Annotated in this window: 14 protein-coding genes; 10 read left to right on the forward strand and 4 right to left on the reverse strand. The window is 55.7% G+C overall.

Annotation, left to right across the window (positions count from 1 at the left end; translation table 11 throughout):
- The first annotated feature begins 5 nt into the window (after positions 1-5).
- Positions 6-659 (forward strand): arylesterase, encoded by a 654-nt coding sequence (locus ACQQ2Q_RS16250; RefSeq protein WP_428188153.1) that lies wholly within the window; start codon positions 6-8, stop codon positions 657-659.
- 64 nt (positions 660-723) lie between these two features.
- Complete coding sequence (gene thpR / locus ACQQ2Q_RS16255; protein WP_428188154.1) at positions 724-1,317, forward strand: RNA 2',3'-cyclic phosphodiesterase; 594 nt, start codon at positions 724-726, stop codon at positions 1,315-1,317.
- Here thpR and ACQQ2Q_RS16260 read toward each other — a convergent pair.
- Positions 1,260-1,730, reverse strand: a complete 471-nt coding sequence (locus tag ACQQ2Q_RS16260; protein ID WP_428188155.1) for a low molecular weight protein-tyrosine-phosphatase — start codon at positions 1,728-1,730, stop codon at positions 1,260-1,262. The two genes, thpR and ACQQ2Q_RS16260, sit on opposite strands and share 58 nt — an antisense overlap.
- A gap of 35 nt (positions 1,731-1,765) precedes the next feature.
- On the opposite strand from ACQQ2Q_RS16260, the gene ACQQ2Q_RS16265 reads away from it, so the two are divergent.
- The 4 genes from ACQQ2Q_RS16265 to rlmN all read left to right on the forward strand — a co-directional run bounded on the left by ACQQ2Q_RS16265 (position 1,766) and on the right by rlmN (position 4,755).
- Complete coding sequence (locus ACQQ2Q_RS16265; RefSeq protein WP_428188156.1) at positions 1,766-2,074, forward strand: 4a-hydroxytetrahydrobiopterin dehydratase; 309 nt, start codon at positions 1,766-1,768, stop codon at positions 2,072-2,074.
- Positions 2,075-2,124: 50 nt separating this feature from the next.
- Entirely contained in the window at positions 2,125-2,505 is a 381-nt protein-coding gene (locus ACQQ2Q_RS16270) for a YkvA family protein (protein WP_428188157.1), read from the forward strand.
- Positions 2,506-2,772: 267 nt separating this feature from the next.
- Complete coding sequence (locus ACQQ2Q_RS16275) at positions 2,773-3,279, forward strand: invasion associated locus B family protein (protein WP_428188158.1); 507 nt, start codon at positions 2,773-2,775, stop codon at positions 3,277-3,279.
- A gap of 267 nt (positions 3,280-3,546) precedes the next feature.
- The gene (gene rlmN, locus ACQQ2Q_RS16280) at positions 3,547-4,755 is read left to right on the forward strand and encodes a 23S rRNA (adenine(2503)-C(2))-methyltransferase RlmN (protein WP_428188315.1); all 1,209 of its coding nucleotides are present in this window, start codon (positions 3,547-3,549) and stop codon (positions 4,753-4,755) included.
- Between the two features lie 45 nt (positions 4,756-4,800).
- On the opposite strand, the gene ACQQ2Q_RS16285 is transcribed toward rlmN, so the two are convergent.
- Both ACQQ2Q_RS16285 and ACQQ2Q_RS16290 read right to left on the reverse strand, forming a co-directional pair.
- Complete coding sequence (locus ACQQ2Q_RS16285) at positions 4,801-5,442, reverse strand: LysE family translocator (RefSeq protein ID WP_428188159.1); 642 nt, start codon at positions 5,440-5,442, stop codon at positions 4,801-4,803.
- A 59-nt stretch (positions 5,443-5,501) separates the two neighbouring features.
- On the reverse strand, positions 5,502-6,362 hold the full coding sequence (locus tag ACQQ2Q_RS16290; RefSeq protein ID WP_428188160.1) for an SDR family NAD(P)-dependent oxidoreductase: 861 nt from the start codon (positions 6,360-6,362) through the stop codon (positions 5,502-5,504).
- Between the two features lie 202 nt (positions 6,363-6,564).
- Between ACQQ2Q_RS16290 and ACQQ2Q_RS16295 the strand changes: the two genes are divergently transcribed.
- Positions 6,565-7,782, forward strand: a complete 1,218-nt coding sequence (locus ACQQ2Q_RS16295; protein ID WP_428188161.1) for an argininosuccinate synthase — start codon at positions 6,565-6,567, stop codon at positions 7,780-7,782.
- Positions 7,783-7,890: 108 nt separating this feature from the next.
- On the opposite strand, the gene ACQQ2Q_RS16300 is transcribed toward ACQQ2Q_RS16295, so the two are convergent.
- Positions 7,891-8,313 carry a hypothetical protein gene (locus ACQQ2Q_RS16300; protein ID WP_428188162.1) on the reverse strand — a complete coding sequence of 141 codons (423 nt, stop codon included), beginning with the start codon at positions 8,311-8,313 and terminating at the stop codon, positions 7,891-7,893.
- A 201-nt stretch (positions 8,314-8,514) separates the two neighbouring features.
- Between ACQQ2Q_RS16300 and ACQQ2Q_RS16305 the strand changes: the two genes are divergently transcribed.
- From ACQQ2Q_RS16305 to ACQQ2Q_RS16315, 3 genes are all read left to right on the forward strand, one after another.
- Positions 8,515-10,578 carry a M3 family metallopeptidase gene (locus ACQQ2Q_RS16305; protein ID WP_428188163.1) on the forward strand — a complete coding sequence of 688 codons (2,064 nt, stop codon included), beginning with the start codon at positions 8,515-8,517 and terminating at the stop codon, positions 10,576-10,578.
- 265 nt (positions 10,579-10,843) lie between these two features.
- Entirely contained in the window at positions 10,844-12,679 is a 1,836-nt protein-coding gene (typA, locus tag ACQQ2Q_RS16310; protein ID WP_428188164.1) for a translational GTPase TypA, read from the forward strand.
- A 179-nt stretch (positions 12,680-12,858) separates the two neighbouring features.
- Positions 12,859-13,365 (forward strand): N-acetyltransferase family protein, encoded by a 507-nt coding sequence (locus ACQQ2Q_RS16315; protein WP_428188165.1) that lies wholly within the window; start codon positions 12,859-12,861, stop codon positions 13,363-13,365.
- The last annotated feature ends 105 nt before the right edge of the window (positions 13,366-13,470 follow it).

Here is a 13,470-nt window from a genome sequence, read left to right on the forward strand (position 1 = left end):
CATCGATGAGATTTAAAGCAGTCGTTTCCCCCGTGCTCGCAATTGTGATCGCGATGTTCTTCGTCACGGCGTCAGCATCAGCGCAGGAAAGCAGCCTGAAGCTGGTGGGTTTTGGTGACAGCCTGATGGCTGGATACCAGTTGCCGACCGACGATGCTTTGCCCAATCAATTGGAAGCAGCATTGCGGTCAAAGGGTGTTTCGGTCTCGGTTGCCAATGCGGGTGTTTCTGGAGATACCAGTTCTGGCGGTCTTGCCCGTATTGACTGGTCCGTTCCCGACGGCACGGATGGCGTCATCCTCGAGCTTGGCGCCAATGATGCGCTTCGCGGCATCGCTCCCCAGCAAACCGAGAAAAATCTTGAAGCAATGATCGTCAAGCTGAAAGACCGCAATATTCCGGTCCTGCTGGTCGGGATGATCGCTCCACCCAATATGGGTGGAGATTATGCAGAGCGCTTCAATCCGATCTATCGGCAGCTCGCGGATAAATACGACTTGGCCTATTACCCCTTCATTCTCGAGGGCGTGGTCGGTCACCCAAATTTACAGCTCGAGGACGGCATGCATCCCAATACGGATGGTGTAGGTGTCGTCGTTCAACAGATGTTGCCGACCGTCGAGCAATTTGTATCAAAGATCTTGGGTGGAGAAAAATAAGCGCTTGCGGATGAAGCGCTTGCATGATTCGCTGTAGCATCTGCAATAGATTCGGGGAGCTCTCATGCCGAGATTGTTCACTGCCCTCGAGATCCCGCGCAATGCGGCGATGAGCCTATCATTGTTGCGGGGTGGCCTTCCTGGCGCACGTTGGATCGACGTGGAAAACTACCACATCACATTGCGTTTCATTGGAGATGTCGACGGGCGCACGGCTGACGAAATCGTTGACCGTCTGGACCGTATAGACAGGCCGGAATTTGAGCTTTCCTTAAACGGCATCGGGTCCTTCGGCTCCAAGAAGCCGCATTCGATCTGGGCCGGGGTCAATGCCTCGCCAGAGATTTATGCCCTTCAGTCCGAGATCGAGCGCATCTGCCAACGCATTGGTTTGCCTCCGGATCCCCGCAAGTTCATGCCGCATGTTACCTTGGCGCGTCTGAGGTCAGCGCGTGTGGATGATGTAGTGCATTATCTGTCTGCGCGTGGAAATTTCTTTGCGCTTCCTTTTGTCGCGCCGAGATTTGTCCTGCTGTCATCGCGTGAATCGGTCGGTGGCGGGCCTTATCTGACAGAGGAAGTCTTTCCGCTTCGCGAGCGTTATCTGGCTTCCAGCTTTGCCAGCAATGAACTGCAGCCTGAAAAGAGCATGTTGTAAACCTGCTTGAAGCCATCCTCGCCGCCGTAATAGGGATCGGGGACGTCTTTCTGTGTGCCCAAGGCGAAGTCGGCAAACAGGTGGATTTTGTTGCGGCAGTTCGTTGACGCCTGCCGGCGAAGATTTTCGAGGTTGTTGCGGTCCATCGCAAGGATCAATGCAAATCGCTCGAAGTCGTGTGATGTGACCTGGCGCGCCTTCTGGTTTTCGATATTGATACCATTCTGGCGGGCAATTGCTATTGATCGAGGATCCGGGGAGCCGCCGGCATGCCAGCTTCCTGTTCCGGCTGAATCTGCCGGATAGCGCTCAGTGAGCCCCGCCTCTTCGCTAAGGTGACGGAATATGCCTTCTGCGAGCGGCGATCTGCAGATGTTGCCGAGGCAGACGAATAGGACTGGTGCTGCTTGCATGTTATCCTTTCAGGTGTCGATGCCGGAGAACGATAATGAAGTATGAAAGGGTCGATGCTTCACAGATGAAAGCGAGATTGGCTGACATTCCGGGTTGGGCGTGCGCGGATGCTGGCGATGCCATTTCCCGAAGCATCTCGTTTTCGAGCTTTGCCGAGGCGTTTGGTTTCATGGCGGAATGCGCCCTGGTTGCCGAGAAGCTCAATCATCATCCTGATTGGTTCAACAGCTATTCAAGGGTTGATATACGCCTTACAACGCATGCAGTCAAAGCACTGACAACGTTGGATTTCGAGCTTGCCTCTGCGATCAATCGCATCGCAAATCGACGCGTCACAGATTGAATTTCCAGATGGAAAATACCATCTTTCAATACAAACTTGGGAGTTGCGAAATGGACGACGTCAAGATTGGTGAGATTCTGCTTCCCGGCGATGAGGACAAGCGGGAGAGGCAAGAACGGCAGGTCAGGGCGAAGTTCTGGCCAACCTTCAAGAAAGCCGTGCGTCTGATCCCCTTCAGCCGGGATCTCGTTGCATCCTTCTATTGTGCGACCGATCCCAACACGCCGTTGCGGGTAAGGGGTATTCTTCTCGCGGCTCTGGGTTATTTCGTGCTGCCGTTCGACGTGGTGCCGGATATGTTTGCGCTTGTCGGGTTTACAGATGACATCGCGGTGCTGAGCGCAGCACTAGCGCTCGTCCGTGGCCATATCCACGAAGGGCACTATATGGCGGCCGATCGGGCGCTTGCCGAAGAAGCCCCTGTGAACTGATGAAATCGCAGCAATTGGGCAAGGGGTCAAACTCTTGCCTGATTTCTTCTATTTGCATCGCAATTCGAACGGGTTGAGAGATGCGGCGCCGCCCCCCAGGCGGAAATCAACATCAGAAATTGGCTTTTTCCCTCATATGATACATTCACGTGCTGTTCATTGACGGTTTGGTAACCAAGCTTAAGCTAACCTGAATAAGGTTTTGATGATGAAAGGTCCGCGCATTCGCACCCCGATAACGGACGAGAAAGCAACCGGCAGGAAAACATGTTTGTAAGACGTACCGCAGCAACCGCACTCGCTATCATGCTGGCAGGCGCTGGTGTAGCGACCGCGCAATCGCCAACCAGGATTGAGCAGTTCAAGGCATGGGGCGCCTATTCCTACAAGTCGAATGGCGGCACGGTCTGCTATGTCCTTTCCGTCCCGACGGCGAAGGAACCGGCGAATGTCGACCATGGCGATATCTTCTTTATCGTATCGCAGCGCCCCGGACAGAACATCTCTTATGAGCCTCAGGCCATGATGGGGTATCCGCTCAAGACGACATCGAAAGTGAATGTGGATGTGGACGGACGAAACTTCGTCATGTTCACCAAGGACAAGGCGGCTTGGGTCGAAAATGCGGCTGAAGAGCCAGCGCTTGTGGCGGCGATGAAGTCCGGTCGTAGCATGACCGTAAAGGCTGAATCGGCACGAGGAACAAAGACCTCCTATTCTTATTCACTGTCCGGCATTTCGGCGGCTCTGAAAAAAATCGAGAGCTGCAAGTAAGCTCTTTCGCGCTTCGGGCGATTGAAAATGATGACGCTGCCGCCGGTCCAGGACTGGCGGCAGCGTTCTTTGTTTGGTCGACGGGAATGACGGGGGGATGACGGGCAGGCATTTTGATGCTAAACGGCCCGCCAAACGCATTGCCAGAGCTTGAAGCATACGGCGCGTCGCATTTTCTGTATTTTGGATCTGGTTTGACTTCGCCTTTGTGCGGAGACACCGGTTTTCGTGGAAGAGGTCAATACAATGGTATCAATCGATATCGCGATGGAGCAGGCCAGGCCTTCGGCCAAACCCCGCTCGGCTTCAGCGGAAATGCCAAACCTGATCGGTGTCGACCGTGAGGAAATGGCCGCGATGCTGCGCGGCGTTGGCGTGCCTGACCGTCAGGTCAAGATGCGCGTCAGCCAGTTGTGGAATTGGCTTTATGTTCGCGGTGTCTCCGATTTTGACGATATGGCGAATGTCTCAAAAGATCTACGCTCGACGTTGAGGGCGCATTTTACCATTGCTCGTCCGGAAATTGTCGAAGAACAGGTGTCTAACGACGGCACCCGCAAATGGTTGTTGCGGTTTCCGCCACGCGGTGCTGGTCGGCCTGTCGAGGTCGAGACCGTTTATATCCCGGAAGCGGGTCGCGGCACTTTGTGTGTCTCGAGTCAGGTCGGTTGCACGCTGACCTGCTCCTTTTGCCACACGGGTACGCAGCGCCTTGTTCGTAATCTGACAGCAGAAGAGATTCTGTCACAGTTGCTTCTCGCGCGCGATCGTCTCGGCGATTTCCCGGATCGCGATGTACCGCAGGGCTCGATGGTGCCATCCAGCGACCGCAAGATCACCAATGTGGTGATGATGGGAATGGGTGAGCCGCTCTACAATTTCGAAGAAGTGAAGAAAGCCCTGCTGATCGCATCCGATGGCGATGGGCTTTCTCTGTCCAAGCGCCGGATCACGCTGTCAACATCGGGTGTTGTACCGGAAATCTACCGTACCGGCGACGAGATCGGCGTCATGCTGGCGATTTCACTTCATGCGGTGCGTGACGATCTTCGCGATATTCTGGTGCCCATCAACAAGCGCTATCCGCTGAAGGAATTGATCGAGGCGTGCCGCAATTACCCCGGCGTATCGAATGCGCGCCGCATCACGTTCGAATATGTGATGCTGAAGGATGTCAATGACAGCCTGCAGGATGCGCGCGATTTGGTGAAACTCCTGAAGGGCGTTCCGGCGAAGATCAACCTCATTCCATTCAACCCATGGCCTGGCACCAATTATCAGTGTTCGGACTGGGAGCAGATCGAAAAATTTGCCGATTTTATCAATCAGGCTGGCTATGCGTCGCCAATCCGCACGCCACGTGGACGTGATATTCTGGCGGCCTGCGGGCAGCTCAAGTCCGAGTCTGAGCGCATGAAGAAAACCGATCGAATGGCTTTTGAAGCGATGATGATTGCGGGCCACGGCGAAGACTGAGGCCTGAAAGGTCTCAGCTTCAAGGGGCATTAAAGCGTTTCTCTATCACTTAGCCTGGGTCAGGAAGATCTTGACCGCGAAGATCGAAAACACGCTTGCGAATACGTAATCGATGGCACGCAGCACCTTGCGGTTGGCCTGTAGCCAGACCGACACTAGGTCGGCGCCAAGTACAATGGCCACGCCCAAGGGAAAGGCCAGAACGATTGACCAAAGCCCCAGAAAGATCAGCTTGCCGGTGACATGTGGATCCGATGCGCTGACGAATTGGGGAAGAAAGGTCATGAAAAAGATGATGACCTTCGGGTTGAGAAGGTTAACCCAGAGCCCGTTGATGAAAGCGTGCGTGAGCGAGGCTTCCTGCTTCCCACCAGCCTTCAAGACGAAATTGGAGCCATGGCGCACGGCCTGTACCGCCAGCCACAGCAGATAAGCGGCGCCGCCGGTCTTCAGAACGAAGAAAGCCGCTGGCGAAGCGACGATGAGGGCAGAGATGCCGAAAGCCACGAGAAGCGTGTGGACGGTTATGCCAAGTTGAGTGCCGAGCAGCGCCATCATGCCGATGGTGCGACCGTCACGCAACGAGCGGCTGATCCATAGGGTCATGTCAGGGCCGGGCGTGATGGCGAGCAGGAAAATCGCGAGGCTGAAGGTCAAAAAAGTCGCAAGGCTCGGCAGGAAGGTCATCGTCAGCTCATCTGAAAAACGTGTTGCCCTTTCCTAACCTGCTTTGCGATCGCTGCCAATCAGTTCCGCTGGCTTGCCAACCATGTCTTGAAGGTGTCTGCGTAATCCGGATGCCAGCGCGACAGGGGAGGGCGGTTCTCGACAATGTCGCCAATGGACCACTGCATTCTCAGTTCGTCAGTCCGGCGGTCGACATCGTTATCCGGGCAGAGGATGTAGAATTCTTCTCTCGCGAGACCGTTCAGCATGAATTCGATGGTCTGTTCTGGTGTCCAGGCTGCGGCTGGCTTCTCAGTCCGGCCGTTGGCCGTCAATTCCGTAAAGACAAAGCCCGGTATGAGAAGGTGTGCAGTGACCTTGCACTCCGCTGTGTTGCGCAGATCGTGCTGTAAGGCCTCGGTGAAGGCTTTGACCCCTGCCTTGGCGACATTATAGGCGGGATCGCCCGGGGGCGTGGTGATGCCCTGTTTGGAGCCGGTATTGACGATGATGGCATCCTCTCCATGGGCAATCATGCCGGGGCCAAACATACGGCTGCCGTTGACGATACCCATGAGATTGACGGCTATGATGCGATCCCAGTGCTCCTGTGCGCCGAAGAGACTGCTTCCGGGCTGGATACCGGCATTGTTCATGAGAAAATGCACGGGGCCGAAATCGGCTGCGACACTGTTGCGTAGTGTCTCCAGCGATGACAGGTCGGCAACGTCTGTTGCAATGGCGGACGCCTGTGTGCTTGTGCCTGCGGTTTGGGAAATTATTGAGATGGCCTTAGCCAACCGTTCCTCGCCGAGGTCTGCAATGACGACATTCATGCCCTTTGCAGCGCAGGCTTTTGCCGCCGCGAGGCCGATGCCGGAAGCGCCGCCGGTGATGACCGCAAGCTTGCCGGATGAGAATACGGATTGAAAAGCGGACATGAGGTTGCTCCATTCTTGTTGGTCCTCATGACATAGGGTCCTGTCTGATGCGGGTCAAATTGCGGAAGCGGTGGTTTGTTGCGGACTTGCAGACGTTTCGAATACCCCGCCTGCCCTTGCGTCGCCCGATAATCTCGCTAAAAGTGCCGCCGATCAAAAATTCAGGCGGTATGACCGCCATCAGACGCGAATGGACATCAGCATGGCTCCCATCAAAGACGTGAAGAAAGTCGTCCTCGCCTATTCCGGCGGTCTCGACACCTCGATCATCCTCAAGTGGCTGCAGACCGAACTCGGAGCGGAAGTGGTTACCTTCACCGCCGACCTCGGCCAGGGCGAAGAACTGGAGCCGGCACGCAAGAAGGCCGAGATGATGGGCATCAAGGAGATCTTCATTGAGGATGTCCGCGAAGAATTCGTCCGCGACTTTGTTTTCCCGATGTTCCGCGCCAATGCCGTCTATGAAGGCGTCTATCTGCTGGGCACGTCTATCGCGCGTCCGCTGATTTCCAAGCATCTGATCGAGATTGCCAAGAAGACGGGCGCCGATGCCATCGCGCATGGCGCGACCGGCAAGGGCAACGACCAGGTTCGTTTCGAGCTTTCTGCCTATGCGCTGAACCCAGATATCAAGATCATCGCCCCTTGGCGCGACTGGGCATTCAAGAGTCGCACGGATCTTCTGGACTTCGCGGAAAAGAACCAGATTCCTGTTGCCAAGGACAAGAAGGGCGAGGCTCCTTTCTCCGTGGATGCCAATCTTCTGCACTCCTCGTCCGAGGGCAAGGTTCTGGAAGATCCTGCGCAGGAAGCGCCAGAATACGTACACATGCGCACGATCTCCCCGGAAGCCGCTCCCGACAAGCCGACGGTCATCAAGGTTGGGTTCGAAAAGGGCGATGCCGTTTCGATCAATGGAGAGCGTTTGTCGCCAGCAACCTTGCTCGCCAAGCTCAACGATTATGGCCGCGACAACGGCATCGGCCGTCTTGACCTCGTGGAAAACCGTTTCGTCGGCATGAAATCGCGCGGTGTTTACGAAACTCCCGGCGGCACCATTCTGCTCACGGCGCACCGCGCCATCGAATCCATCACGCTTGACCGGGGTGCAGCCCATCTCAAGGACGAGTTGATGCCGCGTTATGCGGAACTCATCTATTACGGCTTCTGGTTCTCACCGGAGCGTGAAATGCTGCAGGCCGCCATCGATCTCAGCCAGAAGAATGTCGAGGGCGAGGTTACTCTCAAGCTTTACAAGGGCAATGTGATCGTGACCGGGCGTGAAAGCGCAAAGTCGCTCTATTCCGATCAGTTGGTAACGTTCGAAGACGATCAGGGCGCCTATGACCAGAAGGATGCGGCAGGCTTTATCAAGCTCAATGCACTTCGTCTTCGCACCCTTGCCAAGCGCGACCGGTAAAACCCGGAAAAAATCCTGACCAAGACAGGGCTGTCGCGCGTCAGTGCGGCGGCTTTTTTGTGGATGCGAACTGGCAGATCAGCACTGGATCGTCAGTATTTTCGCGAGTCAGGCTTCGAAGAATGCGACGGCTGCTTTGAGGCGCTCAACGCTGCTGTCGTCTCCAATGGTCTGGGCAATCGTCATCTGGCTTCGGTAATATTCGCCAAAGTCGAACGGCGTCTCGTCGGTGACGGTCGACAGATCGATCACCCGTCCTTGAACGTCGATTGCCTCGAGCGGAAGTTCGGAGGCAAGCAGTTGGTAGGTATCCTGATCGATCAGGCCAGCTTCAAAGCTGGTCAAGGCCTGATCGCGCAATTCCCTTGGCGACGGCGTCCAGGATGCGCTTTCCACTTTCGCCAAGTGCTCGGCGAATATCTCTGTCCGCGGTTTTTGCATGAACGGTGTTTGAACCGACTGGTCACGGCTTTCCCGGCTGGTATTGCCGTTGAACAGCGCACCTGCAAAGCGAATGGAGTTGATTTCCATGGAACTCACCTGAGATATCATTAATTCAAAATTAGCTAATACTCGTCCCCGAAGGGCGTCAATTCCAAAGAATGGCCATTTTCTTCTTGTGGCCTGTTATCCCCGTACTTTCGTGGGTATCGATGATTGCGGTGCGCCAGCGGTGACACTACCTTGATGCTGCGAACATATCAGGCGAAAGCCAAAGAATAAGGAAAGAGCATGTCTGCGAGGTCTTCGATTAACACTGCACTGATCGACTGGAATGGAACGGGCGGACTGCCGCGTTTCGATGCTGTCGGAGATGAGGATTTCGCGCCTGCTTTCGACGCCATGCTGGCTGAACACGCCGAAGAGATCGATGCTATTGCCGATAATGCGGAGCCTGCCAGTTTTTCCAATACCATTGAGGCGCTGGAAATGGCGGGCGATGGCCTTTCCAGAGTGTGTGCGGTGTTTTTCAATCGTGCCGGTGCACATACAAATGAGGCGATCCAGGCGCTGGAGCGCGAAATCGCGCCGAAGCTTTCACGGCATTACTCCAAGATTGGCATGAATGCCGCGCTGTTTGGGCGCATCGATGCCCTTTGGGAAGGGCGCGACAGTCTTGGTTTGACGAGTGAGCAGATGCGAGTGCTCGAGCGACATTGGAAGGGTTTTGTGAAGGCCGGTGCCAAATTGCCGCGCGAGCAGCAGGAACGCCTTGCCGGCATCAATGAGAAACTTGCCGGTCTTGGGGCGCAGTTTGGACAGAATGTGCTCACCGATGAAAAGACCTGGGCATTGCCTCTGAATGACGAGAGCGAGCTTGCGGGCCTGCCTGATTTTGTTCGTGGCGCCATGGCATCTGCGGCTCGGGAACGGGGTCTCGCTTGCGGTTATGCCGTTACCCTGTCGCGATCTGTGATTGAGCCGTTCCTCACTTTTTCCGAAAGAAGGGATCTGCGTGAGCAGGCCTTCAAGGCCTGGATTGCCCGTGGAATCAATGGCGGGAATACGGATAACCGCGAAATCGTCAAGGACACGCTGGCGCTGCGCGCGGAGAAGGCAGGCTTGCTCGGCTACGAGAACTTTGCCGCTCTCAAACTCGACAACACCATGGCGAAAACGCCAGATGCGGTGAATGATCTTCTGATGACCGTGTGGGAAAAGGCTGTTGTGCAGGCGCGATCGGAAGAAGCACAACTTGCCGAACTCATCGCGGCCGAGGGTAAGAACCATGATGTCATGCCCTGGGATTGGCGTCATTACGCGGAAAAGCTTCGGACGCAGAAATTTGACTTCTCCGAAGCCGAGTTGAAGCCCTATTTTCAGCTCGAGAAGATCATAGACGCATGTTTTGACGTCGCCGGTCGGCTGTTTGGCATCAAGGCTGTTCCTCTCGAGGACGCGCCTGCCTATCACCCCGATGTGCGGGTTTTCGAAATCAGGGATGATGATGACAAGGTGATTGCCTTGTTCATGGGAGACTATTTCGCCCGTTCCTCGAAGCGGTCCGGTGCCTGGATGAGTTCATTCCAGTCGCAACATCGTCTGACGCTGAAAAACGGGACAGTCGGTGAAATTCCCATCATCTACAACGTCTGCAATTTCGCCAAGCCTGAAAGCGGCAAACCTGCATTGCTGTCGCTTGACGATGCGCGTACGCTATTCCACGAATTCGGTCATGCGCTTCATGGCATGCTTTCGGATGTCACTTATCCGTCTGTTTCCGGAACCGGGGTTTCCCGCGACTTCGTCGAGTTGCCATCGCAGCTTTACGAGCATTGGCTGACGGTGCCGGAAATTCTCAAAAAGTATGCCGTGCATTACAAGACTGGCGAGGTCATGCCTGAAGCGCTGCTCAACAAAGTTCTGGCGTCGCGCACATTCAATGCCGGTTTTGCAACGGTCGAATTTACCTCTTCGGCACTGGTCGACATGGCCTTCCACACGCAAGGTGCTGTCGATGATCCTCTGGCTTTCCAGGGGCAGGTCCTCGAGAAGATCGGGTTGCCCAAGTCCTTGGTGATGCGCCATGCGACGCCACACTTCCAGCACGTTTTTGCCGGAGACGGCTATTCTGCGGGGTATTATTCCTACATGTGGTCTGAAGTCCTGGATGCCGACGCCTTTGCGGCATTCGAGGAAACTGGCAATGCGTTTGATCCGGCCATGGCGCAGAGACTGAAAGATAATATCTATTCGGTTGGCGGCTCGATTGATCCGGAAGAGGCTTACAAGAACTTCCGTGGCCGGCTGCCGACGCCCGATGCCATGCTGGTCAAGAAGGGACTGGCTGCCTGACCGCTTGCTGTGACCGATAAATCGAAACCACGGTCATGGTTCGCATCATGTCTATCCCCACGAGGTCGCGCCTGACCCTTTTCCAAGACGGAAGATTGCCGTCTTTCAGGCTACCCTTGTTTACCCTAAGGCCGGAAGCTTCGACGCTTCCGGCTGTTTGCCCCTTTCGCAAACGCAAAAAAACCTGTAAGAGCGCGCCAACGTAACTTGGCGCCATATTCCAGGGTGTCCCGCACCCGGCGCTACAGCATCAGAGAAATTGATCATGTCCTTACGCAATATCGCGATTATTGCACACGTCGACCATGGCAAGACCACACTCGTCGACGAGCTACTGAAACAGTCCGGCTCTTTCCGCGAAAACCAGCGCGTCGACACACGCGTCATGGATTCGAACGATCTCGAAAAAGAACGCGGCATCACCATTCTCGCCAAGGCGACTTCGGTTGAGTGGAAGGGTGTTCGCGTCAACATCGTTGACACCCCCGGTCACGCCGACTTCGGCGGCGAGGTTGAGCGCATTCTGTCGATGGTGGATGGCGCCATCGTTCTGGTCGATTCCTCGGAAGGCCCAATGCCGCAGACCAAGTTCGTGGTCGGCAAGGCCCTGAAGGTCGGTCTTCGCCCGATCGTTGCGATCAACAAGATCGACCGCCCGGATGGCCGCCACGAAGAAGTTATCAACGAAGTCTTCGACCTTTTCGCGAATCTTGACGCGACTGATGAACAGCTCGACTTTCCGATCCTGTACGGTTCCGGTCGCGATGGTTGGATGAACGTCAATCCGGAAGGCCCGAAGGAAGACGGTCTTGGTCCTTTGCTTGATCTCGTTCTCAAGCATGTTCCTGAGCCGAGCGTCGGCGACGAAGATGGCGCATTCCGCATGATCGGTACGTTGCTCGAAGCCGATCCGTTCCTCGGCCGTATCATCACGGGTCGCATTCACTCCGGATCAATCAAGTCGAACCAGGCCGTAAAGGTCCTGGGTCAGGACGGCAAGGTTGTCGAGCAGGGCCGTATTTCCAAGATCCTCGCTTTCCGTGGTATCGAGCGTACGGCGATCGACGTGGCTCATGCTGGCGACATCGTTGCTATCGCGGGCCTGTCCAAGGGTACGGTTGCCGATACGTTCTGCGACCCATCTGTGACGCAGGCGCTGACCGCTCAGCCAATCGATCCGCCGACTGTGACCATGTCCTTCCTCGTCAACGATTCGCCGCTTGCCGGCACCGAAGGCGACAAGGTCACAAGCCGCGTTATCCGCGATCGCCTGTTGAAGGAAGCTGAGGGCAATGTTGCGCTCAAGATCGAAGAATCCGAGGGCAAGGATTCCTTCTACGTATCCGGCCGCGGCGAATTGCAGCTGGCCGTTCTCATCGAGACCATGCGTCGCGAAGGCTTCGAGCTTGCCGTTTCGCGTCCTCGCGTTGTGATGCACAATGACGAGACCACTGGTCAGCTGATGGAGCCGATCGAAGAAGTGGTGATCGACGTCGATGAAGAGCATTCCGGCGTGGTCGTTCAGAAGATGTCTGAGCGCAAGGCGGAAATGACCGAACTTCGTCCGTCCGGCGGCAATCGCGTGCGTCTGGTGTTCCATGCTCCGACACGTGGTCTGATCGGTTACCAGTCGGAACTGCTGACGGATACCCGCGGTACCGCCATCATGAACCGTCTGTTCCACAGCTACCAGCCGTTCAAGGGCGAGATCGGCGGTCGTAGCAACGGCGTGCTTCTGTCCAACCAGGCGGGTGAAGCCGTGGCATACGCCATGTTCAACCTAGAAGATCGCGGCCCGATGATCATCGAGCCAGGCGACAAGGTTTACATGGGCATGATCGTGGGCATCCACTCGCGTGACAACGATCTGGAAGTGAACCTTCTCAAGGGCAAGCAGCTGACCAACATCCGCTCCGCCGGTAAGGACGAAGCAGTCAAGCTGACCCCGCCGATCCGCATGACGCTAGACCGCGCGCTGTCCTGGATTCAGGATGACGAGTTGATGGAAGTGACGCCAAAGTCGATCCGTCTGCGCAAGTTCTATCTCGACGCAAATGATCGCAAGCGTTTCGGCAAGTCCAAAGCAGCCGCACAGGCCTGATCTTTTCGCCTGCTGAATGAAAATCCGAGCCCCGGCCTAACCGTCGGGGCTTTTGCGTGTGGACGGGCCTGTCACGGGCTTGCAGCCATCATTAAAAAAGCGTTAAGTTTGCCTCGAAGTCCGATGCAATTATTCCCGAGCAAGGCGCGCCTTTGTGCCGGGGGGACAAGAGTGGCGTTATGAAGACGTTGTCGATCGATGTGCGACCGGCCGAGCCTAGTGATGCTCGTTCGATATCTGAAGCCCACCGGGCTTCCTGGCAGCACACGTATGCGGGTATCATTCCTCATAGCCCCTTGAGGAAGATGATTGAACGGCGTGGGGAAGTCTGGTGGAACAAAGCCATTCGTGGCCCCTCAACCGTTCTTGTGGCGGATGTCGCAGGAACAGTCGCAGGTTATGCAACTCTCGGGCTTAACCGCGCCAGGGCGCTGCCTCAGGAAGGCGAAATCTACGAGATTTATATGCGGCCTGAATACCAGGGTATCGGCCTTGGATACCAGTTGTTCGGTGAGGCGCGGAAGCTCCTGCACTCGTTGCGCTGCTCAGGCCTGGTTGTCTGGTGTCTGGACGACTGTGATAATTCCGCAGGTTTTTTCCGCTCCAATGGCGGAGTTGATGCGGTTGAAGGCGTCGAGGATTTCGATGATGTTCGGCTCAAGAAGCTCGGCTTCATCTGGAAGTGAATGCTTGTGTCGGTCAAACCTGCGGCTGGTTTGGCGCCTTTTCAAATCTCCGGATATTCTCATTTTATGACATTGTGCGTCTGACGGGCTCGTTGTTTTCCGGGC

It is taken from the genome of Agrobacterium sp. ES01, assembly GCF_050320885.1.
GTDB lineage: Bacteria > Pseudomonadota > Alphaproteobacteria > Rhizobiales > Rhizobiaceae > Allorhizobium.

What these genes read in the sequence shown, in the direction of transcription:
- ACQQ2Q_RS16285 (WP_428188159.1), bottom strand. Translation starts at nt 5,442, where the DNA reads ATGACCTTCCTGCCGAGCCTTGCGACTTTTTTGACCTTCAGCCTCGCG.
- rlmN (WP_428188315.1), top strand. Translation starts at nt 3,547, where the DNA reads ATGGAGCAGGCCAGGCCTTCGGCCAAACCCCGCTCGGCTTCAGCGGAA.
- ACQQ2Q_RS16270 (WP_428188157.1), top strand. Translation starts at nt 2,125, where the DNA reads ATGGACGACGTCAAGATTGGTGAGATTCTGCTTCCCGGCGATGAGGAC.
- ACQQ2Q_RS16295 (WP_428188161.1), top strand. Translation starts at nt 6,565, where the DNA reads ATGGCTCCCATCAAAGACGTGAAGAAAGTCGTCCTCGCCTATTCCGGC.
- ACQQ2Q_RS16275 (WP_428188158.1), top strand. Translation starts at nt 2,773, where the DNA reads ATGTTTGTAAGACGTACCGCAGCAACCGCACTCGCTATCATGCTGGCA.
- ACQQ2Q_RS16300 (WP_428188162.1), bottom strand. Translation starts at nt 8,313, where the DNA reads ATGGAAATCAACTCCATTCGCTTTGCAGGTGCGCTGTTCAACGGCAAT.
- ACQQ2Q_RS16250 (WP_428188153.1), top strand. Translation starts at nt 6, where the DNA reads ATGAGATTTAAAGCAGTCGTTTCCCCCGTGCTCGCAATTGTGATCGCG.
- ACQQ2Q_RS16260 (WP_428188155.1), bottom strand. Translation starts at nt 1,730, where the DNA reads ATGCAAGCAGCACCAGTCCTATTCGTCTGCCTCGGCAACATCTGCAGA.
- ACQQ2Q_RS16265 (WP_428188156.1), top strand. Translation starts at nt 1,766, where the DNA reads ATGAAGTATGAAAGGGTCGATGCTTCACAGATGAAAGCGAGATTGGCT.
- ACQQ2Q_RS16290 (WP_428188160.1), bottom strand. Translation starts at nt 6,362, where the DNA reads ATGTCCGCTTTTCAATCCGTATTCTCATCCGGCAAGCTTGCGGTCATC.
- ACQQ2Q_RS16315 (WP_428188165.1), top strand. Translation starts at nt 12,859, where the DNA reads ATGAAGACGTTGTCGATCGATGTGCGACCGGCCGAGCCTAGTGATGCT.
- typA (WP_428188164.1), top strand. Translation starts at nt 10,844, where the DNA reads ATGTCCTTACGCAATATCGCGATTATTGCACACGTCGACCATGGCAAG.
- thpR (WP_428188154.1), top strand. Translation starts at nt 724, where the DNA reads ATGCCGAGATTGTTCACTGCCCTCGAGATCCCGCGCAATGCGGCGATG.
- ACQQ2Q_RS16305 (WP_428188163.1), top strand. Translation starts at nt 8,515, where the DNA reads ATGTCTGCGAGGTCTTCGATTAACACTGCACTGATCGACTGGAATGGA.